The organism is Pseudomonas oryzihabitans (genome assembly GCF_007665395.1).
In the GTDB taxonomy this organism is placed as follows: domain Bacteria; phylum Pseudomonadota; class Gammaproteobacteria; order Pseudomonadales; family Pseudomonadaceae; genus Chryseomonas; species Chryseomonas psychrotolerans_C.
The window spans coordinates 320,942-347,879 of the sequence record NZ_VDND01000001.1; the positions used below are offsets into that span (position 1 = coordinate 320,942).

Annotated in this window: 21 protein-coding genes; 9 read left to right on the top strand and 12 right to left on the bottom strand. The window is 65.7% G+C overall.

All coding sequences use genetic code 11. The features are described 5' to 3' along the window. Positions 1–7: 7 nt before the first annotated feature. A complete protein-coding gene (locus FSV73_RS01480) occupies positions 8–1,330 on the bottom strand; it encodes an LLM class flavin-dependent oxidoreductase (RefSeq protein WP_145002839.1) in 1,323 nt (440 codons plus the stop codon). A gap of 2 nt (positions 1,331–1,332) precedes the next feature. Then, positions 1,333–3,549, bottom strand: coding sequence for a TonB-dependent receptor (locus FSV73_RS01485; RefSeq protein WP_145002841.1), 2,217 nt, complete (start codon positions 3,547–3,549; stop codon positions 1,333–1,335). 149 nt (positions 3,550–3,698) lie between these two features. Between FSV73_RS01485 and FSV73_RS01490 the strand changes: the two genes are divergently transcribed. Further along, a complete protein-coding gene (locus FSV73_RS01490) occupies positions 3,699–4,718 on the top strand; it encodes a LacI family DNA-binding transcriptional regulator (protein ID WP_145002843.1) in 1,020 nt (339 codons plus the stop codon). 517 nt (positions 4,719–5,235) lie between these two features. Beyond that, positions 5,236–6,273: an L-glyceraldehyde 3-phosphate reductase gene (gene mgrA / locus FSV73_RS01495; RefSeq protein ID WP_145002845.1), complete on the top strand. Its 1,038-nt coding sequence runs from the start codon at positions 5,236–5,238 to the stop codon at positions 6,271–6,273. An 83-nt stretch (positions 6,274–6,356) separates the two neighbouring features. On the opposite strand, the gene FSV73_RS01500 is transcribed toward mgrA, so the two are convergent. Beyond that, positions 6,357–7,283: an AraC family transcriptional regulator gene (locus FSV73_RS01500; RefSeq protein WP_145002847.1), complete on the bottom strand. Its 927-nt coding sequence runs from the start codon at positions 7,281–7,283 to the stop codon at positions 6,357–6,359. A 259-nt stretch (positions 7,284–7,542) separates the two neighbouring features. Between FSV73_RS01500 and FSV73_RS01505 the strand changes: the two genes are divergently transcribed. Together FSV73_RS01505 and FSV73_RS01510 are read left to right on the top strand one after the other, a co-directional pair. Then, positions 7,543–8,850: an ABC transporter substrate-binding protein gene (locus FSV73_RS01505; protein ID WP_145002850.1), complete on the top strand. Its 1,308-nt coding sequence runs from the start codon at positions 7,543–7,545 to the stop codon at positions 8,848–8,850. Between the two features lie 69 nt (positions 8,851–8,919). Beyond that, on the top strand, positions 8,920–9,693 hold the full coding sequence (locus tag FSV73_RS01510) for an L-iditol 2-dehydrogenase (protein ID WP_145002853.1): 774 nt from the start codon (positions 8,920–8,922) through the stop codon (positions 9,691–9,693). 11 nt (positions 9,694–9,704) lie between these two features. Here FSV73_RS01510 and FSV73_RS01515 read toward each other — a convergent pair whose 3' ends face one another. The 3 genes from FSV73_RS01515 to FSV73_RS01525 all read right to left on the bottom strand — a co-directional run bounded on the left by FSV73_RS01515 (position 9,705) and on the right by FSV73_RS01525 (position 13,493). After that, positions 9,705–10,298, bottom strand: a complete 594-nt coding sequence (locus FSV73_RS01515) for a DUF1349 domain-containing protein (protein ID WP_145002856.1) — start codon at positions 10,296–10,298, stop codon at positions 9,705–9,707. A 577-nt stretch (positions 10,299–10,875) separates the two neighbouring features. After that, positions 10,876–11,820, bottom strand: a complete 945-nt coding sequence (locus tag FSV73_RS01520) for a DNA replication terminus site-binding protein (RefSeq protein ID WP_145002859.1) — start codon at positions 11,818–11,820, stop codon at positions 10,876–10,878. A gap of 95 nt (positions 11,821–11,915) precedes the next feature. Then, a complete protein-coding gene (locus FSV73_RS01525; protein ID WP_145002863.1) occupies positions 11,916–13,493 on the bottom strand; it encodes an alkaline phosphatase D family protein in 1,578 nt (525 codons plus the stop codon). Between the two features lie 203 nt (positions 13,494–13,696). Between FSV73_RS01525 and FSV73_RS01530 the strand changes: the two genes are divergently transcribed. Both FSV73_RS01530 and FSV73_RS01535 read left to right on the top strand, forming a co-directional pair. Beyond that, entirely contained in the window at positions 13,697–14,968 is a 1,272-nt protein-coding gene (locus tag FSV73_RS01530; protein WP_145002866.1) for a 3-phosphoshikimate 1-carboxyvinyltransferase, read from the top strand. A gap of 33 nt (positions 14,969–15,001) precedes the next feature. Continuing rightward, on the top strand, positions 15,002–18,073 hold the full coding sequence (locus FSV73_RS01535; protein WP_145002869.1) for a hybrid sensor histidine kinase/response regulator: 3,072 nt from the start codon (positions 15,002–15,004) through the stop codon (positions 18,071–18,073). On the opposite strand, the gene FSV73_RS01540 is transcribed toward FSV73_RS01535, so the two are convergent. Next, positions 18,033–18,917, bottom strand: a complete 885-nt coding sequence (locus tag FSV73_RS01540; RefSeq protein ID WP_186309135.1) for a helix-turn-helix domain-containing protein — start codon at positions 18,915–18,917, stop codon at positions 18,033–18,035. The genes FSV73_RS01535 and FSV73_RS01540 overlap by 41 nt on opposite strands. A gap of 146 nt (positions 18,918–19,063) precedes the next feature. On the opposite strand from FSV73_RS01540, the gene pobA reads away from it, so the two are divergent. After that, on the top strand, positions 19,064–20,248 hold the full coding sequence (gene pobA, locus FSV73_RS01545) for a 4-hydroxybenzoate 3-monooxygenase (RefSeq protein ID WP_145002872.1): 1,185 nt from the start codon (positions 19,064–19,066) through the stop codon (positions 20,246–20,248). 77 nt (positions 20,249–20,325) lie between these two features. Continuing rightward, positions 20,326–21,102, top strand: a complete 777-nt coding sequence (locus tag FSV73_RS01550; RefSeq protein WP_145002875.1) for a TSUP family transporter — start codon at positions 20,326–20,328, stop codon at positions 21,100–21,102. On the opposite strand, the gene nudC is transcribed toward FSV73_RS01550, so the two are convergent. The 5 genes from nudC to FSV73_RS01575 form a co-directional block, all read right to left on the bottom strand. Then, positions 21,070–21,897: an NAD(+) diphosphatase gene (nudC, locus tag FSV73_RS01555; protein WP_145002878.1), complete on the bottom strand. Its 828-nt coding sequence runs from the start codon at positions 21,895–21,897 to the stop codon at positions 21,070–21,072. The two genes, FSV73_RS01550 and nudC, sit on opposite strands and share 33 nt — an antisense overlap. Continuing rightward, positions 21,894–23,573, bottom strand: coding sequence for a ferrous iron transporter B (locus FSV73_RS01560; RefSeq protein WP_313955117.1), 1,680 nt, complete (start codon positions 23,571–23,573; stop codon positions 21,894–21,896). The genes nudC and FSV73_RS01560 overlap by 4 nt, the downstream gene beginning before the upstream one ends. A gap of 435 nt (positions 23,574–24,008) precedes the next feature. Continuing rightward, entirely contained in the window at positions 24,009–24,743 is a 735-nt protein-coding gene (gene dnaQ, locus FSV73_RS01565; RefSeq protein WP_145002884.1) for a DNA polymerase III subunit epsilon, read from the bottom strand. 18 nt (positions 24,744–24,761) lie between these two features. Beyond that, positions 24,762–25,226: a ribonuclease HI gene (rnhA, locus tag FSV73_RS01570; protein WP_145002887.1), complete on the bottom strand. Its 465-nt coding sequence runs from the start codon at positions 25,224–25,226 to the stop codon at positions 24,762–24,764. Continuing rightward, on the bottom strand, positions 25,219–25,995 hold the full coding sequence (locus tag FSV73_RS01575) for a methyltransferase domain-containing protein (protein WP_145002890.1): 777 nt from the start codon (positions 25,993–25,995) through the stop codon (positions 25,219–25,221). Before FSV73_RS01575 ends, rnhA begins: the two co-directional genes overlap by 8 nt. Before the next feature lie 90 nt (positions 25,996–26,085). Here FSV73_RS01575 and gloB point away from each other — a divergent pair, with 90 nt between their 5' ends. After that, positions 26,086–26,865 carry a hydroxyacylglutathione hydrolase gene (gene gloB / locus FSV73_RS01580; protein ID WP_145002893.1) on the top strand — a complete coding sequence of 260 codons (780 nt, stop codon included), beginning with the start codon at positions 26,086–26,088 and terminating at the stop codon, positions 26,863–26,865. The last annotated feature ends 73 nt before the right edge of the window (positions 26,866–26,938 follow it).

A 26,938-nucleotide genomic window follows, 5' to 3' on the forward strand; every position in this document is an offset into this window, starting at 1 on the left:
GGCTCCTCTAGGTGAAATGGGGGTTGGCGGGCCGCGCGAGGTCCAGATGCTCGCGCAGGGTGCGGCCCTGGTAGGCCCTGCGAAACAGGCCGCGGCGCTGCAACTCGGGAACCAGGTGCTGGACGATGTCTTCGAGGCCACTCGGCAGCAGCGGCGCCATCAGATTGAAGCCGTCGGCGGCGCCCTGTTCGAACCAGCGTTGCAACACATCGGCGACCTCGCTGGCCGTGCCCACCAGGCTCAAATGACCCCGGCCGCCGGCGATGCGCTGGCCGAGTTGGGCGAGGCTCAGGTTTTCGCGCCGGGCCAGGTCGGTCAGCAGGCGTTGGCGGGATTGCTGGCCGCTGTCGGTCAGGGGCAGTTCCGGCAGCGGGCCGTCGGGTGGATAGCCGGAAAGATCGAAGTTGCCCAGCATGCGTCCGAGCAGGGCGATGCCGACCTGGGGATTGACCAGCTCGCGCAGTTCGGCTTCCTTGGCCTGAGCCTCGGCGGCGGTGGCGGCCACGGTGACGTAGACACCCGGCATGATCTTGAGCGAGTCCGGACAGCGCCCGGCGGCGGCCACGCGCCGCTTGAGCTCGCCGTAGAAGGCCTGGGCGCTGGCGAGGTCCGGCTGGGCGGTGAAGACCACCTCGGCGCTGCGGGCCGCCAGCTCGAGCCCGGCGGGCGAGGCGCCGGCCTGGACCAGCACCGGGCGCCCCTGGGGTGAACGCGGCACGTTGAGCGGACCGCGCACGGCGAAGTGCTCGCCGCGGTGGTCCAGGGCGCGGACGCCATCGGCGCGGTAGTACTGGCCGCTGGCCTGGTCGCGGACGAAGGCATCGTCCGCCCAGCTGTCCCAGAGGCCGTTCACCACCTGCTGGAATTCGCTGGCACGGGCATAGCGTTCGGCATGTCCCAGATGACTGTCGCGGCCGAAATTGCCGGCTTCCGCGGCGGCATCGGAGGTGACCAGGTTCCAGCCGGCGCGCCCTGCGGACAGCTGGTCCAGCGAGGCGAAGGCGCGGGCCAACGAATAGGGTTCGTGGTAGCTGGTGGTGACCGTGGCCACCAGGCCGATGCGCTCGGTCGCCCCGGACAGCGCGGCCAGCAAGGTGAGCGGCTCGAACAGATCGGAGCGGGCCATGCGCGCGGCCTGGGGACCTTCGGCGGCGGCCACGCTATCGGCGATGAACAGCAGGTCGAAGCAGGCGGCTTCCGCCAGGCGGGCGAGCGCCCGGTAGTGGGCGATGTCGACCCCGGCGCCGCGCGGCACCGACGGATGGCGCCAGGCGGCGATATGGTGACCGGTGGCCATGAGAAAGGCGCCCAGGTGCAGGTGTCGGCTCATGCTCAGAAGTCCTTGCGCAGCTGCACGCCGAAGTAACGACTGTCGTCCCGTGGTACCTGGCGATAGATATAGCCACTGCCACTGGCCAGCAGTGGCGAATAGGACTTGTCCGCCAGGTTCTTGCCGATCAGCGCCACCCGCCAGCCGGCATCGTAGTCGGCCACCGCCAGGCTGGCATTCCAGATTCCGTAGGCGCCTTGCTTGGTGTCGGGATTCTGCGACAGGTCGTATTGCACCTCGCTCTGCCAGCTGTAGTCGGTGGCCAGCTCCAGGTCCAGGCCGTTACCCAGTGGCACGCTATAGTCGGCGCGCACATAGCTCTTCCAGTCGGGGGCGAAGGGCAGGGTCTTGCCGTTGACGTTGCAGGAAGCGGCCGCGCCGCTCGGGCAGCTGAAGCTATCGATGCGGGCGTGGGTATAGGCGAGGGCCGCCGAGAGTTTGAGTGCTCGGGTCGCCTGCAGCGCCAGGTCGAACTCGGCCCCCTCGCTGGTGACGCTGCCGGCATTGATCAGGCGGGTCACCACCTGGCTGGCCACGGTGTCGAAGAAGTTGGCCTGGTAATTATCGTAGGTGCTGTGGAAGAGGGCGCCATTGGCGGTCAGGCGGCCATTCCACACCGTGGCCTTGAGGCCCAGCTCCCAGGTGTTGGAGGTCTCGGGCTTGAGCGGATCGGTATCCCGCGGCTGCATGTTGAAGAAGACGTTGTAGGCCGGTCCCTTGTAGCCGCGGGAGTAGGTTAGATAGGCCATGAGGTCGTCGGTCAGGTCGTACTGCACCCCCAGGCGGCCGGACCAGCCGTCTTCGTTCACCGAGCCGCTGCTGGCCGTGCTCGGTTGGATACCGTTGACCGCCACTGGCGAGGTGGAGGTACGGCGATGGTCGTAGCTCAGGTAGTCGTGGGTGTAGCGCAGGCCGGCGATGCCGCGCAGCCGCTCGGTTAAGTTGAGGGTGGTTTCGCCGAACAGCGCCGTGCTGTCGCTGCGGGTGCCATAGTCCGCCACCCCGGTCTGGGTGCTGGTGGGGCTGCGCAGGTTCCGGCGATAGGTTTCTTCGTCATGGCCGTGCATATAGTAGGCACCGGCCACGTATTCGACGAAGCCGCCCTTGGGCGAGGCCAGCCGCAGCTCCTGGGAATACTGGTCGAAGGCCAGGTCGCCCTTGTCTTCAATGCCGGGAAAAGCCGCACTAATGGTGCCCAGGCGGTCGCCGTCCTGCCACTGGGTGTTGTCCCAGCCGCGCCAGGCGGTGATGGAGGTGAGGGTGAAGTCGCCCAGCCGGTAATCCACCTGGGCCGAGACCCCCTTGTTGGCATCCTCCACCCGGCTGCGATAGTCGCTGACGATATCGCGGTTGTGGTCGCTGGCACTGACCGGGGCGAGGGCGTTGGCGAAGGAGGCATTGAGCGTCCTGGCCACCACCCCATTGGGGATGTCGTCGTTGGCCTGCAGATAGTCCGCCGCCAGGGTCACGGTGAGATCGTCGTTGGGGGTGAATTCCAGCTTGCCCCGGGCACCGCGATGGTTATAGCCGTTGACCTCGTGGCCGTTGCTCTGGTTGTCGACGTTGCCGTCGTAGCTGCTGACCAGGGTGGTGAGCGAGCCACGCAGCACCCCCGGTACCAGCGTACCGCCGATGCCGAAACGGGTCCGGCTCTCGTTGCCCTGGTACCAATCCTGCTGCACGTAGCCGTGGGTCTCCGCGGGCGGCTGGCGGGTGACGATATTGATGACGCCGGCCGAGGCGTTCTTACCGAACAGAGTGCCCTGGGGGCCGCGCAGCACCTCCACCCGCTCCGGGTCCAGCAACTCCAGGGTGGCCTGGCCAGGACGCGCCAGCACCACGCCATCCACCACCGTGGCCACGGTCGGCTCCACACCGGGCGAGGTGGAGATGGTGCCTACGCCGCGGATGAACAGCGCGGTATCCTTGTTCGAGGCATTGGTGCGGAAGTTGAGCGTCGGCACCTGCTGGGCGAGACCGGCGACGCCACTGCGGTTGTCGCGTTCGAGCTGCTCGCCGTCCACCACGCTGACGGCCACGGGGACCGACTGCAGGGTTTCCTCACGGCGCGTGGCCGTCACGGTGACTGCGTCCAGGGTCACCGTCTCGCCATCGGTATCGGCGGCAGCGGCCAGGGGCGCCTGGCTGATGGCGGCGAGCAGGGCGATGGCGTGTGGCAGGGGACGAAGGGTGAAGCGCGCAGTGGGTCTGGTCGACATGACGATCTCTGGTCCTGATTCCGTTGCGCCCTGAGCGGGCGGTCGCGCTGCAACCGGCTTTCCTCGCCTCCTTGTTAGCGCTAACATCACTATGTTCCGATGTCGCCGTCGTGGCGGTCCAATATTGAAAAGTCAGGTGGTTATAACGAATGGCACGCAAAAGACGCGGGGCAGGGCGCGTGACCCTGGCCGAGGTGGCGGCGAGCGCCGGGGTCTCCACCATGACCGTCTCGCGGTTCTTCAACAGCCCCGACAAGGTCTCGCCCGCCCAGCGTGAACGCATCGCCCAGGTGGTCGCCGAGACGGGCTACGTGCCCAACCAGGCGGCCGGCGGCCTGGCATCGGCCCATAACCGCATCGTCGGCATGGTGGTACCCAACATCTCCGGCCCCATCTTCGCGCCGACCATCCAGGCGTTCAGCGATACCCTCGGCGAGCACGGCTACCAGGTACTGCTGGCGTCCAGCTATTTCTCCGCCGAGCAGGAAGAACGCGCGGTGCGGGCCTTTCTCGGCTGGGCCCCGGCGGCACTGGTGGTGACCAGCCATTTCCATACCGAGGCGACCGAGCGGATGCTCGAACAGGCCGCCTTGCCGGTGCTGGAGACCTGGGACTATCGACCGGAACGCCAGCCCGTGCAGATCGGTTTTTCCCACTACGACGTCGGCATGCTGGCGGCGGCAGCCGTGCACGCGGCAGGCTATGGCCGGCCGGCGTTCGTCCTCAACAGTGCGACGGGCGACTTGAGCGCCCTGGAGCGCTGCCAGGGATTCAAGGACGGCTTGTCAGCCAAGGGCATCACTATTCAGGTCCATGCACCCGCTGCGGAACTGGCGCCTTTCGAAGCCGGCGAGCAGGCGATGCAGGTGTTGCTCGCTGGATCGGCGCCGGTGGACGTCATCTTCTTCGCCAACGACAACCTCGCGGCAGGCGGACTGCTGGCGGCCCAGCATGCCGGCATCCGCGTCCCGGAGCACTGTGCGGTGTTGGGTTTCGGCGACTATCCCTTTGCGCGGATGCTGATGCCGCGGCTCACGACCATACGACCGCCAGCGCTGGAGATTGGCACCTTGGCGGCTCAGCAGATACTTGAGGCAGTCGGCGGCGCTCAGGTTTCCAGCATGACGGGACCGCTTCACTGTGAATTGATCAAGCGCGATAGCCTGTAGGACCAGCAGTCGCTGTCGCGGTGACTGCTCGGGTTGCGGCGGCAGAATTCGAGGAGTAGCCGGGTAGGGCTGCACAGGTGCTGCCGCAGAGTCGCCAACACAGCTACCAGTTACGCCTTGATTGCCTGGCGTAGCCCGTTGGCTAATCATCCTGGTCAGGAGGCAAAGGGCAGACCCAGGGAATCATCCATATCCTATTTAACATAATATACATTATGCGAAGTTATGGTTATGGAGCGCTGCACCGAGTGTCTGCCTTTTCACGCTGGCTGCTTTCTCCAATTCGCTACGACCTGCCAGTTTGCCCGACCTCACGGCTTCAGAGATCCGGATCGCCGCCAACCGCACACCTGCACCGCAAAATCCGCAGCAGCTGTTTGTACAAGACGTCGCCGGCAGCTTTAATCGGATGGCGTCTTTTCCCAAATCTCTTTCCGGTGGTCGCCTGTCTCTGCCTGCGCCAGGCTGCGCGACCATCCTGGGCTTCCAACAAGTATTCCATCCCAAGGAGTGTTCAATGGCTTATCAAGCCGCTTCCGATCGCTATGACCGTATTCCTTACCGCCGCGTTGGCCGCAGCGGCCTGGTGCTGCCGGCGCTGTCCCTTGGCCTGTGGCACAACTTCGGCGACACCACGCCCTTGGATCGCCAGCGCGCCTTGCTGCGGACTGCCTTCGACCTGGGTATCAACCATTTCGACCTGGCCAACAACTACGGGCCGCCCTATGGCAGCGCCGAGATCAATTTCGGTCGGCTGCTGCGCGAAGATTTCGCTGCCTACCGCGACGAACTCATCATCTCCAGCAAGGCCGGCTGGGACATGTGGCCCGGTCCCTACGGCCAAGGTGGCGGCTCGCGCAAATACGTCCTGGCCAGCCTGGACCAGAGCCTTCAACGCCTGGGTCTCGATTACGTCGATATTTTCTATTCGCACCGGTTCGATGAGCATACGCCGCTGGAAGAAACCGCCGGCGCTCTGGCCAGCGCGGTCCAACAAGGCAAGGCGCTCTATATAGGCATCAGTTCCTACTCGGGGACCAAGACCCGCGAGATGGCCAGGCTGCTGGCCGACTGGAAGATCCCGCTGCTGATCCATCAACCAGCCTACAACCTGCTTAATCGCTGGATCGAAAAGGATCTGCTAGACGCGACCGAGGAAGTCGGTAGCGGCGTGATCGCTTTCACGCCGCTGGCCCAGGGACTGCTGACCGACAAGTACCTCAAGGGCGTGCCGGCCGAGGCGCGGGTCAACCAGCCCGGTGGCCAGTCCCTGCAGCGAGGCCACCTGTCCGCCGAAAACCTCGAACGGGTCCGTGCCTTGAATGCCATCGCCCAACGCCGTGGCCAGAGCCTGGCGCAGCTGGCGCTGGCCTGGACCCTGCGCGATCCGCGTATCACCAGTGCCCTGATCGGTGCCAGTCGACCCGAGCAGATCGTCGAGAACGTGGCCGCGCTGGACAACCTGGCCTTCACCGCCGAGGAACTGGCCGAGATCGATACCCATGCGGTCGAAGGCGACATCAACCTCTGGGCCAAGCCGTCGAGCGCCGAGTAAGGCCTTCGCTGGCGTGCCTGACGTCATCGACGTCGGGCACGCCAGTCATCCGCTCGCCTGGCCCTTGACGGGTACGACCACCCTCACCCGCCCTCACCCTTCGGTTCCGGCTGCCGCCTGGTCGTCAGCGCTTCACGTCGATACTGGCTCGGCGTCTGTCCCGTCTCGTTGCGAAAATGCCGATTGAAGTTCGACAAATTGGAATAACCCACCTCGAAGCAGATGGCGGCGATGGACAGCTCCGCCTGCAGCAGCAGCCGACAGGCCCGCTGGATACGCAGCTTGCGCGCCAATTCGATGAAACCGTGGCCGGTGATCTTCTTGAAGAAACGAGAAAAGCCGGCCTCGCTCATGCCGACGCGCTGGGCGATCACGGTCAGCCGAATGTCCTCGGTGAGCTCGCTCAGCAGATAGTCGAAGGCCTGATGGACGCGCGCGGAGCTGCGGTCGTCCAATGCCGGCGCGTAACAGGCACTGGCCAGCACGCGCTTTTCGCCGTTCGGTGCCCGGGACAGCAAGCCAAGCAAGGCGAAAAGCCTGAGCAGGCGCTCGGCGCCCTGGACCCTGCCGATCGCCTCGATCAGCGCGGCGGCCTGCCGCGCGGTGTCGCCGGTGAACTCCAGTCCGCGTCTGGCCTGCTCCAGCAGCGGCAGATAGTCGCCAAGTTCGGGAGCCAGGGCGCTGAGCGAACGCAGCAACTCGCCGTTGAACTGGATGACCACATCGCGGCCGCTCAGCACCTCGCCCTGAGGCAGATCGCCGATCCAGTCGTGCGGCAGGTCCGGCCCGATCATGGCGACATGGCCGGCCGCGAAAGGCCCGACATAGTCCCCGGCCAGTAACCGTCCGCTACCCTGACGGATCAGATGGATCTCGTATTCGGGGTGGTGGTTCCAGCGCGCCAAGGCGTAGGGATAGTCGTGCTCGTACCAGCGAAAGCTCTGCTCCGGTTCGGCAAGGATGACTTCCAGCTCCGCCGGCCGGGCTTCGAGGAAGGCGGTGGCCTTCATGGCGTTACCTCAAGGTGTTCTGGCTTGTTCTGGCCGGGCTACTCGGCGTTGAGGTCCCATCGATGCTTTTTTGACCTGGGCCAGGCGACCGCTGGAGATCAAAAAAGTATCGGCGCCTGGTCAATGGCAGGTTAGCAAAGGCATCGGGGCTCCTGCTGTAATCATCCTCAGCCGTCGGGGCCGAATCAAATTTCCATCGGCGGTGTACCAGCCATAACAACAACAAGCTGCCCGCCGCGGCAGTCACGGAGAGACCTCGATGAAGCACCCCCTCGCCTTGCTGCTTTGCACTGGCCTCGGTTTGACCGGCGTGGCCCAGGCCGTCGAATCGGTCACCGTCGCCACCGTCAACAACAGCGACATGGTCCGCATGCAGCGGCTGTCCCAGGTATTCGAAAAGCAGCATCCCGACATCAAGTTGAACTGGGTCGTACTCGAGGAGAACGTCCTGCGGCAGCGCCTGACCACCGACATCACCACCGGGGGCGGCCAATTCGACGTGCTGACCATAGGGACCTACGAAACGCCGCTCTGGGGCGCCAAGAACTGGCTCGAGCCCCTCGACGATCTGTCGGCCAGCTATGACGTCGACGACATCTTCCCGGCGGTCCGCCAGGGGCTATCGGTCAACAATCGCCTCTATGCCCTGCCGTTCTATGGTGAAAGCACCGTGACCTATTACCGCAAGGACCTGTTCCAGGCCGCCGGCCTGCAGATGCCGGACAAACCGACCTGGTCGCAGCTCGCCGAGTTCGCTGGCAAGCTCAACCAGCCGGAAAAGGATCAGTACGGCCTCTGCCTGAGAGGCAAGGCTGGCTGGGGCGAGAACGTCGCCCTGCTCAGCCTGATGGGCAATGCCTTCGGCGCGCGCTGGTTCGACGAGCGCTGGCAGCCCCAATTGACCAGCCCCGAATGGACGGCTGCGGCCACCTTCTATGTCGACACCCTGAAGAAATACGGGCCGCCGGGTGCGTCCAGCAACGGCTTCAACGAAAACCTGGCCCTGTTCAACAGTGGCAAGTGCGCACTCTGGGTCGATGCCAGCGTGGCCGGATCCTTCACCACGGACAAGAGCCAGAGCAAGGTGGCTGATCAGGTCGGTTTCGCCGCCTCGCCCCGCGAGGTGACCGACAAGGGCTCCTCCTGGCTATATGCCTGGTCGCTGGCCATCCCGGCGAGTGCAAAGCACAAGGACGCCGCCAGGACCTTCATCACCTGGGCGACTTCCAAGGAATACATCCAGCTGGTCGCCGACCAGGATGGCATCAGCAACGTGCCGCCGGGCACTCGCCAATCCACCTACAGCCAGGCGTACCTGAGCGCGGCGCCCTTCGCCAAGATCACCCTCGAGATGATGCAGCACGCCGACCCGGCGCATCCCTCGGCCCAGCCGGTGCCCTATGTCGGCATCCAGTACGTGACCATTCCCGAATTCCAGGCCATCGGTACCTCGGTTGGCAAGCTGTTCTCCGCTGCCCTCACCGGACAGATGAGCGTCCAGCAAGCCCTGGAAGCGGCCCAGACGTCGACCACGCGCGAGATGAAACGCGCGGGCTACTTGAAGTAACGATACGCAGCGGCTGCCTGATGCCCTGAGGGTATCGGCAGCCGCACCCTACCGAGCGGAGCAACGAGCATGAACAGACTGGAAGGCAAAAGCGCCCTGATCACCGGCGCCGCCCGCGGCATCGGCAAGGCCTTCGCCCAGGCCTATATAAGGGAAGGCGCGACGGTGGCCATCGCCGACATCAACATCGAAAGAGCGCGGGAGACCGCGGCGGAGCTGGGCGAAGGCGCCTATGCCCTGGCCATGGATGTCACCGACCAGACCTCCATCGACACGGCCATCGCCCAGGTGGTCGCCACCGCGGGTAAACTCGACATCCTGATCAACAATGCCGCCCTCTTCGACCTGGCGCCCATCGTCGAGATCACCCGTGAAAGCTACGAGCGGCTGTTCTCGATCAACGTGGCCGGCACCCTCTTCACCCTGCAGGCCGCGGCCCGGCAGATGATCGCCCAGGGCCATGGCGGCAAGATCATCAACATGGCCAGCCAGGCCGGCCGCCGTGGCGAAGCCCTGGTAGCCGTGTACTGCGCGACCAAGGCCGCGGTGATCAGCCTCACCCAGTCGGCCGGCCTCGACCTGATCAAGCACCGCATCAACGTCAATGCCATCGCCCCGGGTGTGGTCGACGGAGAGCATTGGGAAGGCGTCGACGCCCTCTTCGCCCATTACGAGCAGCGTCCGCTGGGCGAGAAGAAACGCCTGGTCGGCGAAGCCGTGCCCTATGGCCGCATGGGCACGGCGGAAGACCTGGTCGGCATGGCGGTGTTCCTGGCGTCCGGCGACAGCGATTTCGTGGTCTCCCAGACCTACAATGTGGATGGCGGCAACTGGATGAGTTGAGCAAGCGGCGGCTAGCTCAGGTCGTGCAAGGCCTTGGCCACCACCGGGCCGATCTGGAGGTCGGTGAAGCTGACTTCCAGGCCTTCGCGCTGCGGGGAACAGCAATAGGGACCGATCTCCAGCGGCGCGCCCTCTTCCGCCGCGAATCGGCACAGCCGCAACAACGGCCAGACCACCCCGTCGAGGGAATATTGCAGGCGCAGGACCTGGGCCTGGAGCGTCATCCTCAGCCAGAAACCGCGCAGCGCATCGGGCATGGGCCCCAGGGCCCAATCCGAATGCCCCTGGGTCAGCACACTGCCCAGATGAGCGATACCGTCGTTGATCTCGAGCCCCGTCTTGCACCAGTGCGCACTGTCCTGGCGGACCAGCAATCCGGCCTGGTCATAGAGTTCGGTGAAGGTCCCGGTGATCCGCACCTGGGCGGTGAACTCCTCTCCCACCTGGTAGCCGCGGAAGTGCCCGCTGTCGCGTTCGAAGCCGTACTGGGTCTTTTGCCAGAAATCGCTGTTGCGCTCGGTACGCACGTGCAGCAGGCCGTCCGTGTCGGACCAGTGCCTCGGCTCGTTCAGCCATCGGGCGGGTAAGGACTTCGCAAGGTTCATGGACTGGCATCCGCAGGAAGGGGCTGCCAACACCATAGATCAAGGGCGGGAAAGGCGCCAAAGCGGATCGGTGGAATACCGGAGGTGGTAAGCCAAAAGCCAACAGGAACGGCGCTCGATGAGCATGAACAGGAGGGTTGAGCGGGCAGCCAATGCCATCGCCCCTTTCCACCAGGCATGAAAAAAGGGAGCCTAGGCTCCCTTATCCAAACACGCTGCTGTCCTCTTGTTGTTATTGTTGGACGTCAGCGTCATCGATGTCGAGTACGCCCCACCAGGAGGTGGGAAGTGAACAGATTACTTTGGTGGCTCCGAGGAGTTCCAAAATGATCGGTTCGCGAGCCTTGGCCGTATTGTTTTTGTTGTGGGCGTTAGCGGCGCATCTTGTTGTTCTTGTGCCAATAATAAAGCAGGCACTGTGCCAACATTTATAAGCCTTTGATTTGTATGGGTTTTTTATTTTACGCTACAGCTACGACCCGTCACGCCGCAGATTTTCGTTACCTTTTCACTCGGTCAGGGATGTATCCGGTTACGACAACCGCCGGCGCGGTAACGCGGCGGATGCCCGCCGCCCCTAGCGGCTGTAGGTCGATCGCTTGAGCGTAGCCTCGTTGTTACGCGGAGCGCTGGGTCGCTCCGGGTTCTCCGTGGGCAGGTACAGCAGTCGCGTAGCCAGCACCTCCCGCCGTGGCTTGATGTCCGGTCGCAGGGCCCCGCGCTGGGTACGGTCGAAGTCGCGCAGGTCGACCACCTCCATGCCATCCTCGGCCGGTACCACGAACACCGGTAGATTCGCATGGATCATGGCGTCGTAACGGCTCTCCTCCCCGAACCAGAGCATGGCCCGGGGATGGGGTGCGATCTTCTTGTGGCGGACCAGGATGTCGTCGTCCGCCATGCGATTCAGCGCCTGGTGCTCCTGCCATTCAGGGGTGCGATCCAGGGCGATCCGCTCACGATCCGCGCGGGCCATGGCGAGCGTCTTTAGCTGTTCCCGGACCTTGGACACCTTGACCCTCTCCCCGCCTGCGGTGTGGCCTGCCCAGGTAAAGGTCAACTGCCGGACCGGGTCGGGAAAGCCATGCACCTTGCGAATTAGCTGCTTGGTGTTGAAGGCCCCGCCCAGCGCCTTGCGCATGATCCGTGGCCGCGCTTCCGGAGCCAGCTCCAACTCCAGCCGGGTCTGTTCGATCGCGGCGCTGAAGGCGGCCTTGCTGTCATTGATGGCCAGGACCTCCTCCATCAGCGGCTCGGCCAGGGCGATGTAACCCGGCAGACGGCTGACGGTACCCGGCGCCTGGCCAGGCTGCAGGTGGAAGGCCAGCAAGGCCTCGCGCGTGAGCTCCACGGCTTCGCTACCCTCGAAGCTTTCCGCCAGGATGTGATCGGGTACCCGCTGTTGCGTCAGCAACGGCAGACGCCAAACGCGTGCCGCCACGACTCGGCTAGGCCAACGCTCGTTGAAGGTCGCGATGCTCCGCTTGAGGTCTTCGAAAGCGCTCTTGATGTCTTCGTGCACAGCCAGCCCCAACCTGTTGACTACTAGATTGTAGCATTTCGACCAGTTTTCGGCTCAATGTTTGCTCTTTGGCACAGTGCTAAATGATGACATACTTAGACTATAGGGGTGGTATTAACCTGTACAGGTTGCAAGGCCTGCGTGAATTGGGCACGCCCATCCTGGTCTCTCAGGGTTACCTTCAACTCGGCTGATTTTCCGTCGATTTCCACCTCTCCGAAGAATTGGAAACCCCCTAGCGGGGAGGTATTGGCCTGGGGCGGTGCCTTCTGGAACACCACTTCGGGCCCGAAGGTGGCGTCCAAGGGATTCGGACCGAAACTGCCGGCGTTGAGTGGGCCCGCCACGAACTCCCAGAACGGCTCGAATTCCTGGAAGGCGGCCCGGTCCGGGTGATAATGATGGGCTGCGCAGTAGTGCACGTCGGCGGTCAGCCATAGGGTATTGGCGATCTTCTGCCGGGCGATGAAGCCCAGCAGATCGGCCATTTCCAGTTCCCTCCCCTTGGGCGCGCCCGGGTCGCCATTGGCGATGGCTTCCCAGCGGGCCTGCCCCTGGGCGTCCTTGCCATCCGGGACTTGCAGGCCAATCGGCATGTCGGCCGCGATGATCTTCCAGGTCGCCTGGGATGCCTGCAGACCACGTTTCAACCAATCGAGCTGCTCACGACCCATGAAGGCGCCCTGCCCGCCTTCTTCCGCGCCCAGATTGGCGTCGTTACCGGCGCGATAGCTGCGCATGTCCAGTACGAAGAGGTCGAGCAGCGGGCCATAGGCGATCTTGCGGTAGATCCGCCCTGCCCCATCCGCCGAGACGCCACGCATGGGCGCGTACTCCAGGAAGGCTTGTCTGGCCCGGCCGCTGAGGACATTGATGTCCTTCACCTGGTAGCGCTCGTCCAGCGTCTTGCTCGGCGACCAGTTGTTGGTGGTTTCGTGGTCGTCCCATTGCCAGACCTGGGGAACGTCGGCATTGAAGCGCTTCAGATGGGTATCCAGCAGGTTGTAGCGATAGTTGCCTCGGAATTCGTCCAGCGTCTCGGCCACTTTGCTCTTGGCTTCCGTGGTGAGGTTGCGCCAGATACGCCCCTCCTCGACGGTCAATTGCGCCGGCACCGGGCCATCGGCGTAGATGGTGTCGCCACTGTGCAGGAAAAAATCCGGCTGGCGTTCGCGCATGGAACTGTAGATGCGCATACCGCCGATGTCGGGATTGATGCCGAAGCCCTGGCCGACGGTGTCACCGCCCCAGACGAAGCGAATGTCGCCGCGCTGCGTCGGTGCCGAACGCAGGTGGCCGGCGACGGGCTCGCTGAGCGCTCCCGTGTCCAGATCCTCGAATCGCACCCGGTAGAAGATGCGCTGGTCGGCGGGCAACCCGGTCAGATCGAGGCGCGCCGTGTAATCCTGGGCGGCCGTGGTGACCGCGCCGGCAGCCTTGCGGGCCGAGCGAAAGCTGGCCTGGGTATCCCACTCCACCAGCAGTCGCGCCGGTCGGTCCGTACGGCTCCAGATCAGCGCGCGACCCTCGGTGACGTCACCGGCCTGGACCCCATCGGGCACGCCCGGCCGTCCGGACGGCGCCGCCCAGGTGCGCGCGCCGAGCGCTGGCAACAGCAGCGTAGCCCCCAGGCCTTGGAGGACACGGCGACGATCACGACGAAACAAGGACATGGCAGGTGCTCCTTTCGAAAGCAGCTAGCACTACCCTTCCTTGATTACCTGTTTGTGACAGCAGGACTGATCGGCGGACTTACCTGCGTCTATAGGGGTGGTATTAACACAGGAGGTACTTGGGCACCGGGGGCTGGAATGGCATCATGGCGCCCCTGTTACGATCCGCCGCCATGGCTGTCGCGAAGTTGCTTGGAGCCCTCATGTCCGCCAGACCCTGTATCACCGTCACCCCTCCCAACGTCGCGTTGCGTGGCCGCATCGCTCCGCCCGGTTCCAAGTCCATCACCAATAGAGCGCTGCTCCTGGCGGCCTTGGCCAAGGGGACGAGTCGGCTCTCCGGTGCCCTCAAGAGCGATGACACCCGGCATATGTCCGAGGCCCTGCGGCTGATGGGCGTCACCATCGACGAGCCCGATGGCACCACCTTCGTGGTCACCGGCAGTGGCCGCCTGCAGCAACCCGCGCAGCCCCTGTTCCTGGGTAACGCCGGCACCGCGGTGCGCTTCCTCACCGCCGCGGTCGCCACGGTCGACGGCGCCGTCACCCTGACCGGTGACGCCTACATGCAGAAGCGTCCCATCGCGCCCCTGCTGGAAACCCTGAGCGCCAACGGTATCCAAGTCGACGCCCCCACCGGTTGCCCACCGGTAACGGTCAACGGCCAGGGTCAGCTCACCGCTCGCCGTTTCGAGGTGGATGCCGGCCTGTCCAGTCAATACGTCTCGGCGCTGTTGATGCTGGCGGCGCTCGGCACCGAGCCGGTGGAAGTCGCGCTGCGCGGCAGCGAGATCGGTGCGCGTGGCTACGTCGACCTGACCGTGGCCGCCATGCGTGCCTTCGGGGCCGAGGTCGAGCAACTGGACGCCGCTACCTGGCGCGTGGCGCCCACCGGCTATGTCGCCCGGGACTACTTCATCGAGCCGGACGCCTCCGCCGCCACCTACCTCTGGGCCGCCCAGGCCTTGACCGGGGGCGCCATCGACCTCGGCGTCGCCGACGACGGCTTCACCCAGCCCGACGCCAAGGCGCGCGACTTCATCGCGGCCTTCCCGCACCTGCCGGCGGTCATCGACGGCTCCCAGATGCAGGACGCCATCCCTACCCTGGCGGTACTGGCGGCCTTCAACGAGACCCCGGTGCGCTTCGTGGGATTGGCCAACCTGCGCGTCAAGGAATGCGACCGGGTGGCCGCGCTCCAGGATGGCCTGAATGCCATCCGCCCCGGCCTGGCCGAGGTGGAGGGTGACGATCTGCTGGTCGCCGCCGATCCCGCCCTGGCCGGTACCCAGGTCGACGCCGTGATCGAGACCCATGCCGATCACCGCATCGCCATGTGCTTCGCCCTGGCCGGCCTCAAGGTCGCGGGTATCCGCATTCTCGACCCCGACTGCGTGGGCAAGACCTATCCTGAGTACTGGAATGCCCTGCGCAGTCTGAACGTCCAGCTGACCGAGGGTATCGAAGACCAGTAACGGCGGCTCCCGCCTGCGCAACGGAATTTCAGCATGTCGATGTCTTCGCTCGAACAACAGGCCCTGCTGCAGGTGACCTCCCATGCCCTGGTCATCACCGACCGGCATGGGGCTATCGAGCGCTGGAACCGGGGGGCGGAACTGCTCTGTGGCTGGACGGCTGGCGAAGCCCGGGGCCGGGACTTCGCCGATTTGCTGCTGGGCGGTCGCGATCCCGCTTTCCTGGCGACGGCCCAGCATCAGGCCCAGGTCGATGAGCACGGCCGTGGCGCCGGCTGGATCGCCGTCCAGGGGGGAGCCTCCCGCTGGGTGGAGATCGCCACCTCGGCGCTCAGGGACGCCGACGCCCTACGTGGCTTCGTGCATATCCTGCAGGACCGAACCGAACAGCTGGTGTCCGAGGAGCGCGTGCGCCTCGCCCAGGAAGTGGGCCGGGTCGGCACCTTCGAACTGCTGCCAGGCGAAGCCCGGTTGCTGGTCTCCTCGGGCTTCTGCCAGCTCTGGGGCTTGCCGGAGCGACGCAGCTATCCGCTAGACGAGTTGGTCAGGCTGCTGCATCCGGACGATGTCGCCAGTCTGCGCACCCTGTCGCCCGCCCCCGACAACGATGCCCTCGACTATCTGGAATACCGCATCCGCCGTGCCGATACCGGCGAAGAACGCTGGCTGGGCCGGCGTGGGCAATTAATGACCAGCGAGGGCAGCGGACGCTACCTGGGGGTGTGCTACGACATCACCGAGCGCAAGCGCCACGAGGCGGCCATCACCGAGCGGGATCTCTGGCTGCAGGAGCTGTACCACGGCATGCGCGAGGGCTTCTACATGGCCCAGGCGATCCGCGCTGGCGACGGGCTGATGGAAGACTTCCGCTTCCTGGAGGTCAATCCGATCTTCGCGACCCTCACCGGCATCCCGCTGGACCAGGTGCTGGGCAGGACGCTGCGCGAATCCCTGCCCCAGCTGGAAGCGACCCTGCTACCCGCCTACATCGACTTCATGAACTCCGACGCCGAGTTCACCCAGTTCGACATTCCGCTGCAGCTGCAGCGGGATCACTGGTACGAGGTGCGCGCGCACCGGCTGCCGGGCGACCGCTTCGCGGTATTGTTCATCGATATCAGCGGGCACCGGCGCCAGGCCCAGGAGCTGGCGCGCAACGAAGCCCAGCTGCGCGCCATCATCAACTCCATCGACCAGATGGTCTGGGCCACGCGCCCGGATGGCCATCACTTCTACTTCAACGACCGCTGGTACGAATTCACCGGCGTCCCCCTGGGCTCCACCGAGGGCGAAGGCTGGGCCAACGTCTTCCACCCGGACGACCAGGAAAGGACCTGGAAGGTCTGGCACCACAGCCTCAGCACCGGCGAGCCCTACCACATCGAATACCGCCTGCGGCATCGGTCAGGGCGCTACCGCTGGGTGCTCGGGCGGGCGCAGCCGGTCCGGGACGCCCAGGGCCGCATCGAACAGTGGTTCGGCACCTGCACCGATATCCAGAGCATCGTCGACGCCCGCGAGGTACTCACCCGCTCGCGCCTGGAGCTGGAACGGCAGATCGAGCTGCGGACCCGCGAGCGCGACCGGATGTGGCGCATCAGCCATGACCTGATGGTGATCTGCCGTGCCGATGGCGAGGTGAAGACGGTCAACAGCGCCGCCACGCGACTGCTGGGGCGCCGCGAAACCGATCTGGCCAGCATCCAGCTGACCGAGCTGATCCATCCGGACGACCAGCGCCAAGTCTTCGATACCCTGCGCAGCCTGGGCGCCCTGCAGGGCTCGGCCGGACTGCGCGCACGCCTGCGCGGCCGTGATGGCAGCTACCGTATCCTCGACTGGACGGCCAGCGCCGAGGACGACCTCATCTATGCCGTGGGCCGGGATGTCACCGAGCAGCAGGAACTGCAGGAGCAGCTCCGCCAGGCGCAGAAGATGGAGGCGGTCGGCCAGCTCACTGGCGGCATCGCCCACGACTTCAACAACCTGCTCACCGGGATCATGGGCAGCCTGGACATGCTGCAGCGCCACCAGAAGGCTGGCCGGCAGGACAAGTTCGACCAGTACCTGCATTCGGCGCTGACCTCCGCCCAGCGCGCGGCCGCCCTGACCCAGCGCCTGCTGGCCTTCTCCCGGCGTCAGGCGCTGGACCTCCAGCCCATCCACGTCAACGCCTGCGTTAGCTCCATGGAAGAGTTGCTGCTGCGCAGCCTGCGCGGCGATATCACCCTGGTGCTCGACCTGGACGAACACCTCTGGCAAGCGCTGACGGATGCGCACCAACTGGAGAGCGCCCTGCTCAACCTGGTCCTCAATGCCCGCGATGCCCTGCCCCACGGCGGCACCATCCGCATCGAAACCCACAACGTCTACCTGGCCGAGAGCGGCAATGGCCTGGATGCGGTGAGTGCCGGCGACTACGTGGCGCTGCTGGTGCAAGACGATGGGACGGGCATGAGTCCCGAGGTGATGGCGCGGGCCTTCGACCCCTTCTTCACCACCAAGCCCATCGGCCAGGGCACCGGGCTGGGCCTGTCGATGATCTACGGCTATGCCAAGCAGTCCAAGGGTCATGTCCGGCTGGAGTCGCTGCCTGGCAAAGGTACCACCGTGGGGCTCTATCTGCCCCGCTACCTCGGTGCCGATGTCGAGGCGCCGCGCCTGACCTCGCCGACCCTCACCCCCCATGGCGCCGGCAAGACCGTGCTGGTCGTGGAGGACGAACCCGTGGTCCGGCAGATGGTGGTGGATCTGCTGCGGGAGCTCGGGTACGCGACCTTGCAGGCCGAAGACGCCCGTGGCGCCCTGCCGATCCTGGAGGGCACCCGGCCGATCGACCTGCTGCTCTCCGATGTCGGCTTGCCGGGCATGAACGGGCGGCAACTGGCCGAGATCGCGCGCCAGCGCCGGCCGGGACTCAAGGTCCTGTTCGCCACCGGCTATGCGGAGGGCGCCCACCTCGAGGGCTATCTGGAGCCGGGCATGACCCTGATCACCAAGCCCTTCAACCTCGATGCCCTGGCGGCCCGGGTCGCGGACACCCTGGCTGGTGAGAACCACCCGCTCACCCCGGCAGGTCCGCTCCTGCCAGACGCCGATAATTGACCGGGCTCTGTCCGGTCCCACGCCGGAAGAAGCGCGCGAAGTAGGCAGGATCGGCGAAGCCCAGGGCATCGGCGATTTCGCCTACCGACGCCTGGGTATAGCTCAGCGTCCGGCGTGCTTCCAGCAGCAGGCGCTCGTGGACGATGGCCAGGGCCGAGGCGCCGGCGAGTTGGCGGCACAGGCTGTTCAGGTGGACCCCGGAGATACCCAGGGCCGCCGCATAGCGCCCCAGGCTCCAGTGCTCGCGGTAATGCTGCTCCACCAGCGCCAGGAAGCGGCCGAGGTGCTGCTCGGCGCGCCGCGGCAAGGCCGTTCCCTGTTGCTGGCGATGTTGGCGCACCAGCCAGATCGCCAGGCTGTCGAGCAGGGCTTCGAGCAACACTTCGCGCCCTGGCTTGCGGCCCTCGTATTCGGCGACGAGCTGGCCAATCAGTTGCTCGAGCCAAACGGCGTCCGCCCCCGCCAGGGCCAGGCATTCGGCAGCGAGGAACAGCCCTGGTCCGGCTCTCTGGCAACGCAATTTCAGGCGCTCCACCTGGGGTACCGGCAGCGTGATGACGAACCCCTCGACGGCCGGATCGAAGGCGAAGGCGTGCACACAGAGCACCGGCAACACCACCAGCAAGGGCCCGGTCATCTCCCCGCGCCAGTCTTCCAGTTGTAGCTTCACGCCACCCTGGCGCACGTACAGCAACTGGGCCAGGTCCGCGTGGCGATGGCTTTCGATGTGCCAGGCATGCAGGCGACTACGGCTCTCGATCGTCTCGCAATGCAGGAGATCGGGGGCCGGCCAGGCCTGGGCCTCGCCATACAGCTTGAATATGGGTGGATAGGCACTGCTCACGTTCAACCCCGGGCGATAGCCGCACGAATCATCGGAAAGTACCAGAAAGTCTCCTAAAGCGCCCTGTCTATACCTGAAAAGATCGTCCAAAAATACCGGAGCCCAACAACAAGGCGGCGATCACGCCCAACAAGAGGACAGGCTCCATGCAAACCCAAGTCGTCATCATCGGCGCCGGCCCCTCCGGCCTGCTACTGGGGCAACTGCTCACCCGCTCCGGTATCGACAACGTCATCGTCGAACGCCAGAGCGCGGACCACGTGCTCGGCCGCATCCGCGCCGGGGTACTCGAGCAGGGCACCGTCGAGCTGCTGCGCCAGGCCGGTGCCGCCGAGCGCCTGGAGCGCGAAGGCCAGGTCCATGAAGGCGTGGAATTCGCCCTCCATGGCCAGCACGAACGCCTTGATCTCAAGGACCTGCTGGGCGGACGCTGTGTCACCGTCTACGGCCAGACCGAAGTCACCCGCGACCTCATGGCCGCGCGGGAAGCCAGCGGCGCCACCACGCTCTATCTCGCCAGCGAGGTCCAGCCCCACGAGGTCAAGGGTGAGCGCCCCTACGTCACTTGCCAGGTCGCCGGCGAGACGGTGCGGATCGACTGCGACTACATCGCCGGCTGCGACGGCTTCCACGGCGTCTCGCGCCGCACCATCCCGGAGGGCGTGCTCACCGAGTACGAACGGGTCTACCCCTTTGGCTGGCTGGGACTGCTCAGCGATACGCCCCCTGCCAGCGAGGAGCTCATCTACGTCAATCACCCACGGGGCTTCGCCCTCTGCAGCATGAGGTCCGCGACCCGCAGTCGCTACTACCTGCAGGTGGAAGCGGGCGATGCGGTGGAGAACTGGTCGGACGAGCGCTTCTGGGACGAACTCAAGGCCCGCCTGCCCGCGGAGACGGCCGCCCGCCTGGTGACCGGCCCATCCCTGGAAAAGAGCATCGCGCCGCTGCGCAGCTATGTGGTCGAGCCCATGCAGTACGGTCGCCTGTTCCTGGTCGGCGATGCCGCCCATATCGTCCCGCCCACCGGGGCCAAGGGCCTGAACCTGGCGCTCGGGGACGTCCGCAACCTGCATCTGCTGCTGGAGCGCGCCTACCGCACCGGCGATCCCAGCTGCCTGGAACGCTATTCGGCGCTCTGCCTGAAGCGAATCTGGGCTGCGGTGCGCTTCTCCTGGTGGATGACCACCGCCCTGCACCGGTTCCCGGATACCGACCCCTTCACCCAGCGCGTCCAGGACGCCGAACTGCAGGCGCTACTCGATTCCAGAGCGGGGCGCACCACCCTGGCGGAGAACTACGTGGGCCTGCCCTTCCCCGCCCTCGACTGACAGACCTCGCCGACCGGTGGTGACGGCCGCGCGTCTGATGCATGATGGCGCCCCCGTCCCACCTGGCGCCCCTCTGCATGTTCGAATTCACCCTGGACCCCATGACCCTGACGCTGCTTGCCGGGGTCGCCTTCCTCGCGGGTTACATCGATGCCATCGCCGGCGGCGGTGGTCTGCTGACGGTGCCCGCCTTGCTGATGGCTGGGGTGCCGCCGCACCTGGCGATAGGCACCAACAAGCTCAGCTCCACCTTCGGTAGCGCCACCGCCGCCTATACCTTCTACCGCCGCAAGCTCTTCCAGCCGCGCCAGTGGCGCCACGCGCTGATCGCCACGGCCATTGGCGCCGGCGTGGGGGCCCTGGTGGCCCATCACCTGTCCGCGGAATTCCTCAACCAGCTCCTCCCCGTCGTGGTGTTCAGCTGCGCCCTCTATCTGCTGTTCGGTGGTACGCCGAAGGCACCCGTCCTAAGCGACGCGCCCGTCCCCCAGCGGCGCCAGTGGCCCCAGGGCGTGACCCTGGGCATGTACGACGGCATCTTCGGTCCCGGAACCGGGGCCTTCTGGACAGTCAGTAGCCTGCTGCTCTATCCGCTGGACCTGCTCAAGGCCAGCGGTGTGGCCCGCACCATGAACTTCGTCAGCAACGGTGTCGCCCTGGTCATGTTCATCCTGCTCGGCCAGGTGCTCTGGGTACTGGGTCTGACCATGGGCCTGTCGCTGACCCTGGGCGCCTACCTGGGCGCGCGCAGCGCCATCGCCGGCGGCGCCAAGTTCATCCGGCCGGTATTCATCTGCGTCGTGCTGGCGCTGACCGTCAAGCTAATCTGGCAGCACTGGTTCAGCGCCGCCTAGCCGTTGGGCCCGATAGAGGTCGATCAGGTAGCGGGAAATGGAGAACGGCGGCGGCAGGGTCGGCAGCCGCTCCAGGTGAAACCAGCGAGCATCTTCGATCTCATCCGGTTGGCAACGGATGTCACCGGCCGCGTAATCGACGTGGTAGCCCAGCATCAGGGAATGGGGATAGGGCCAGTTCTGGCTACCCTGATAGCGCAGATTGGTGACCGTGACCCCCACCTCTTCCAGGATCTCCCGATGCACACAGGCTTCCGCCGACTCGCCCGGCTCGACGAAGCCGGCCAGCGTACTGAAGACCCCGGGTGCGAAGCGCGGCGAGCGTGCTAGCAAGACCTCATCGCCGCGGGTGACCAGGGCGATCATGCTGGGCGACAGGCGTGGATACTGGGTGAGATGGCACTGGGGACACTTCAACCCGCGCTGGCCGTCGAGGGCGAAGGTACGGGTGCCGCACTGACCGCAGAAGCGATGCTGGCGTGCCCAGGTACCGATCTGGTTGGCGTAACCCAGCAGCTTGAACAGCGCATGGGGTGATTGCAGCATCAGCGGCCGCAGCGGTTGCCAGGTGCAGCCCGCGAGTTCGATAGGCGTGTCCAGCTCCAGCAGGGTGACAGCCTGCCCCTGCCACTGCCCCAGGCCATGGCGCTCGCCGTCGAGGCCCTGCAGCCTGGGGTCGTCCACGGCGAACAGCACCTCGGCAGCAGCGGTCAGGAAGGCCTGACCGCTATGCACCACCAGCCAGCCGGTCGGGGTCGCGGTGGTCTGGAACCAGCCGGCCTGCCACTCGATCATGCCGCGGCCGACGTCCAGCCCAGGGCACGAATGCTTTGCGCGGCGATATCGAGGATCTCCGGCGTGCCGTCCTGGCTCTCGGTACCGCCGCTCTCGACGAAGAATTCGATGCTGCTGAGCGCATCCGCCAGCATCTCCAGCGTCGCGGGTTCGCACGCCTGGCCACCCTCGATCAGGCAGCGCTGGATATAGCCGGTGCAGGCGCGCACCAGCTCGGCCGCCCGCGGATTACCGAGGAAGAACAACGCCCCGCGCACGGTATCGAGCAACGCCGGCACGGTCGCCAGGTGCAGGGTATCGCCACGGGAGTCGAGGAAGGCGCCTATGGCGCGCTTGGCATCGGTCAGACCGCGGTAGGCTTCCCGATGCAGCAAGGCCTGGGCCTCGCCGAGCTGGTAGTTGGCGACGCTGCCTTGCACGTCCTGGGCTTCCAGCGGGACGTCCATCAGCGAGCCCTGCCCTTCGGGATGGGCGATCAGGCTTTCCACCAGCAGCAGCGCATCAGCCAGGGGCGCGAGGTCCTCCAGCACCAGGCTGCGGTCCCTCAGCTGGGAGATGCTCGGCAGGCACTGCTGGAGTATCTGGCCGGCGCTCTCCTGGCCCACCATCTCCAGGGTCTTGCCCAGCAGCCCGACCTGGACGTACAGCCGCGAGAAGTTGTCCGACAGCGGCACCCGCCCTGCTTCGCTGCTGGTGCACACCTCGCCTTCGATGAGATCGATGAGGTCCTTCACCGTATCAAGCTCTTCGCGGATGGCGGCGGACAACGAGTGCATCACCGCCTGCCCCGGGCCGGCCAGGCGCTTCTTGCCGGCTTCGAGCTGGGCGTCGGTGAAACCGAGTCGTTCGATGCCGTAGGCGGCCATGACCTGACGCGGATGGGCGCTGTCGACGCCCGCCAGTGCCAGCAGATAGAGCAATTCCTTGAGGGTGCTGCGCGCCGGCTCGTGCAGTTCGTTGCTGAGCATCTGGCGCAGTTCGCGGTCGACGCGGGCGAACAGCTGCTTGCGCTCACGGGTGGCGGTCAGCCGACCCTGGGCGAAACCCTCGGCAGTGGCGGCGGCCACCCAGGGCAGGTAACCGCCGACGTGGTCATGCAGCAGGGCGGCGGAACGCTCGAGCGCCCGCGCCATCAGCTTGAGGCTGGCGGTGCCTGTGACATCGCGCAGGAACCCCAGCAGGCCGATCTGGTACATCTGCCGCATCCTGCGCGCCTGGGCCTGGCGCTCCCGCGCCGCCAGCCGGGTCACCTCGGTGACAGCCGGGCGCTGATCGAGGCGCACGCTAAAGAAGTAGCTTTCCGGCAGTTCGGGCTCGCCGCCCGCCAGGCGCAGCGCGTTGATAGCCGGTAGCAGCAGCTCGGGCATCTCGTCCTGGCCACTGCGCAGTTGTTCAAGGTAGCGACGCAGGACGTGCAGCCCCCGGCAGATCGCCATGAGGTGCTCGTCGTGCTCGGCGCCCGCGCCGGCGGGAATGTCATTGGCGATCTGCAGCGTCTCGTGCGCCAACAGCTGGGCACCTGAAAGCTCGATGAGCGTCAGGGCGCCACGGATCTGGCCGATGCTCTCGACGGCCCGCTGCAACAGGCTGCTGCAGTGCCGTTCGACGATGAATCGTTCAAGATGGGACTCTGCTTCCTCGATGGTCGCGAACAGCTGTTCACGAACCAAGCTCAAAGCTCTCGCTCCGGTCACCATGGTGCCTTACGCCTCCTGCGCCATTACAACCTCGCAAACGCCACTCTAAAACGGGAAGAAAGGCTTGCTATTCCTGATGGAGCCTGGATACCCGCGTCTTCCTGACCGGGCCACGCCATTCATCCAACGCTCACTCGTCGCCTTGCCACGAGCATCCACTGGAACCACCGCTCTGGAACGCTAGACCTGTACATCCACAAAAGCGAAGCGATCATTCCGAATCGTCATATGAAACTTCCTGACTCTGAAAGTTCCGCGTAGTTCGAAATGTGAGGCTTCATGCGGGCTCAAATGACCAGCCTGCAGCATCCTTGTTGAACGGTAGCTGAAAATTGTGAAGCCTTTCAGCTTATTCGGACGAACGCGAATGCCCGGCCTCTGGCGAGGCCGGGCATTCGCGCCAGGAGGGAGTAATTATTCCGCGGGGGAACCCGCCAGCCAGAGCGGCTTCCTGCCACAGCTCTTCTCGATGGCCGCCATCCGGGCGGCGTGGGCATCGAGGTCCGCCGGGGTGGCCGTGATCACCCGCGTGCGCGGGCGCTCGGCCGGCAGGCGCCGGATCGGCATGATGTAGTCGCCATCGCCGTTGCCTTCCTGGCCGTGGGCCGCCAGTGACAGGCTGGTCTGGCCACCGGTCATCGCCAGGTAGACGTCGGCGAGGATCTCGGCGTCGAGCAGGGCGCCGTGCAGCTCGCGATTGGAGTTGTCTACGCCATAACGCTTGCACAGGGCATCCAGGCTGTTGCGCTGGCCGGGATGCCGTCCGCGCGCCATGACCAGGGTATCGAGCACCGAACAGTGCTGGGCGATGTCGGCCCGCTCGGGATGGCTGCCCAGCCGGGCGAACTCCATGTTGATGAAGCCCACGTCGAAGGGCGCGTTATGGATGACCAGCTCGGCGCCTTCGATGAATTCGAAGAAGCTGTCGGCGATCTCGGCGAAGCGCGGTTTGTCGGCGACGTATTCGTCCGTGATGCCGTGGACCGCGATGGCGCCTTCGTCGATCTGCCGATCCGGATTGAGATAGACATGGAAATGCCGCCCGGTCAGCCGCCTGCCAATGACTTCCACTCCACCGATCTCGATGATGCGGTGGCCATCGGTTACCGGCATGCCGGTGGTTTCGGTATCCAGAACTACGTATCTCATCGTTTCCTCTCTGGCGGGTTACGCCTTGGCGGCCTGCAGGGTCTTGCGGACTTCATCGACCCCCCGGTTGGCCAACTGGTCGGCGCGCTCGTTCTCGGGGTGGCCGGTATGACCGCGCACCCAGCGCCACTCGACGTCGTGGCGCTGAACCTGGGCATCCAGGTCCTGCCACAACTCGGCGTTCTTGACCGGCTGCCGCGCGGCGGTCTGCCAATTGCGCTTCTTCCAGTTCACCAGCCACTGGGTGATGCCCTTCATCACGTATTCGGAGTCGGTGGTCAGGCGGATCCGGCAGGGGCGCTTGAGCGCCGCCAAGGCCTGGATGGCCGCCATCAGCTCCATGCGATTGTTGGTGGTGTTGGCTTCACCACCCCAGAGCTCGCGCTCCGCACCCTTGAACTTCAGCAAGGCGCCCCAGCCACCGGGGCCGGGATTGCCCTTGCAGGCGCCGTCGGTAAAGACCTCGACGATGTCGTCACTCATTGGATTCACTCGATTCGCGCCGGCTGATCTTGGCCACCGGCATGGGCACCAGCTTGCCACGCGGTTCCTTGCGCGCCTGAGGCACGGGGCGCAAGCCGAACATTAGCTTGCGCGCCGATAGCAGGTAGAAGCCCGCGCCCGCTGCCTGCTCGCAAGGGGGTTCGGGCTCGCCCTGCTCCATCCAGGCCAGGCGCTGCTGCCACTTGGGGGATGAAAGCGGCGGACGATAACACCCGAAGCGACGTTTCTCCAGCGCGAAGCCCAGGACCGACAACCAGTCCCCCACCCGGCTGGCACCGAAGCAGCGCGCCTTGCGCAGCGCGTCCCGGGCCAGGTAGTGACGCACGCCCCACAGGCTCCAGGGATTGATCCCCACCACCACCAGATGGCCACCGGGCCGCACGCTCAGCGCCGCTTCGCGCAGCAGCCGATGGGGCGCCAGCGAGAAATCCAGGCCGTGCTGCAACAGCACCACATCGGCGGCATGCTCGCCCAGCGGCCAGGCCCCCTCCTCGCAGACGATGTCGACATCGCCCAGCGGCGGACCGATACGCACCGAGTGACGCAGCTGGCCACAGTTGGCCGGCGATTCGGGATGCGGGCCATAGTGGACGAGATAACTGCCGAAGTGCCGCTTGAGCTCTTCGTCGATCAGCACCCGTTCCTGCTCCAGCAACAGCTGGCCGAGCGGCCCGGCCAGCCACTCGCGAGCGGAGCTCATGAGCTTCAGCCAGCGCGGATCGACCTGGGCGGAGAATTCATCATGCATCGTCTGGTCCTCTCTTGCGGAAGCCGAAGCTATTGCCCTGCCACTGACTTGCTACCCTAGGGACCTGCCGTCCCACCAGAGAGCGTACCCATGTTCGACATCCTGCCCCTGCCCGCTTTCAACGATAACTACATCTGGCTGCTCAAGGACGCCGCGACGAGACAGGCGGTCGTGGTCGACCCGGGCGATGCGGCCCCGGTGCTGGCCTGGCTCGACGCCCATCCGGACTGGCGCCTGACCGACATCCTCATCACCCACCATCATAATGACCATACCGGCGGCATCGCCGCACTCAAGCAGCGTAGCGGCGCCCGGGTCACCGCGCCGGCCGACGAGCGCATCGCCGGGGTCGACCTCGCCTTGCAGGACGGCGACCGCCTGGAGGTCCTCGGCGCCACCTTCGAGGTGCTGCGGGTACCGGGCCATACCGCCGGCCACATCGCCTACTACCTGGCCGGCGAACATCCCCTGCTGTTCAGCGGCGATACCCTGTTCTCGGCCGGTTGCGGGCGCCTCTTCGAGGGCACGCCGAGCCAGATGCTGGCCTCGCTGCAGCGGCTGGCGAGCCTGCCGGATGCCACCGCGATCTACTGTGGTCATGAATACACCCAGAGCAACCTGCGCTTCGCCCAGGCGGTCGAACCCGCCAATCCGGCGGTCCAGGCAGCGCTGGAAGAGACCCGTCGCCTGCGCGAAGCCAACCGCCCCACCCTGCCCACCACCCTGGCTCGCGAGCGCACCTTCAACCCCTTCCTGCGCACCGCCGAAGCCAGTGTGCGACGCCGCCTGCAGGACGAGCGCGGGGTGGCCGCGGATGCGTCGGAGGATACCTTCTTCGCCGCCTTGAGAGCCTGGAAGGACACGTTCTGACATGCATTGACGAAGGCCCTCCGGAAGGCGGCCGCACCGCCGTTCCGGCCGTCGTTCCGGTCACAGGCCTGTG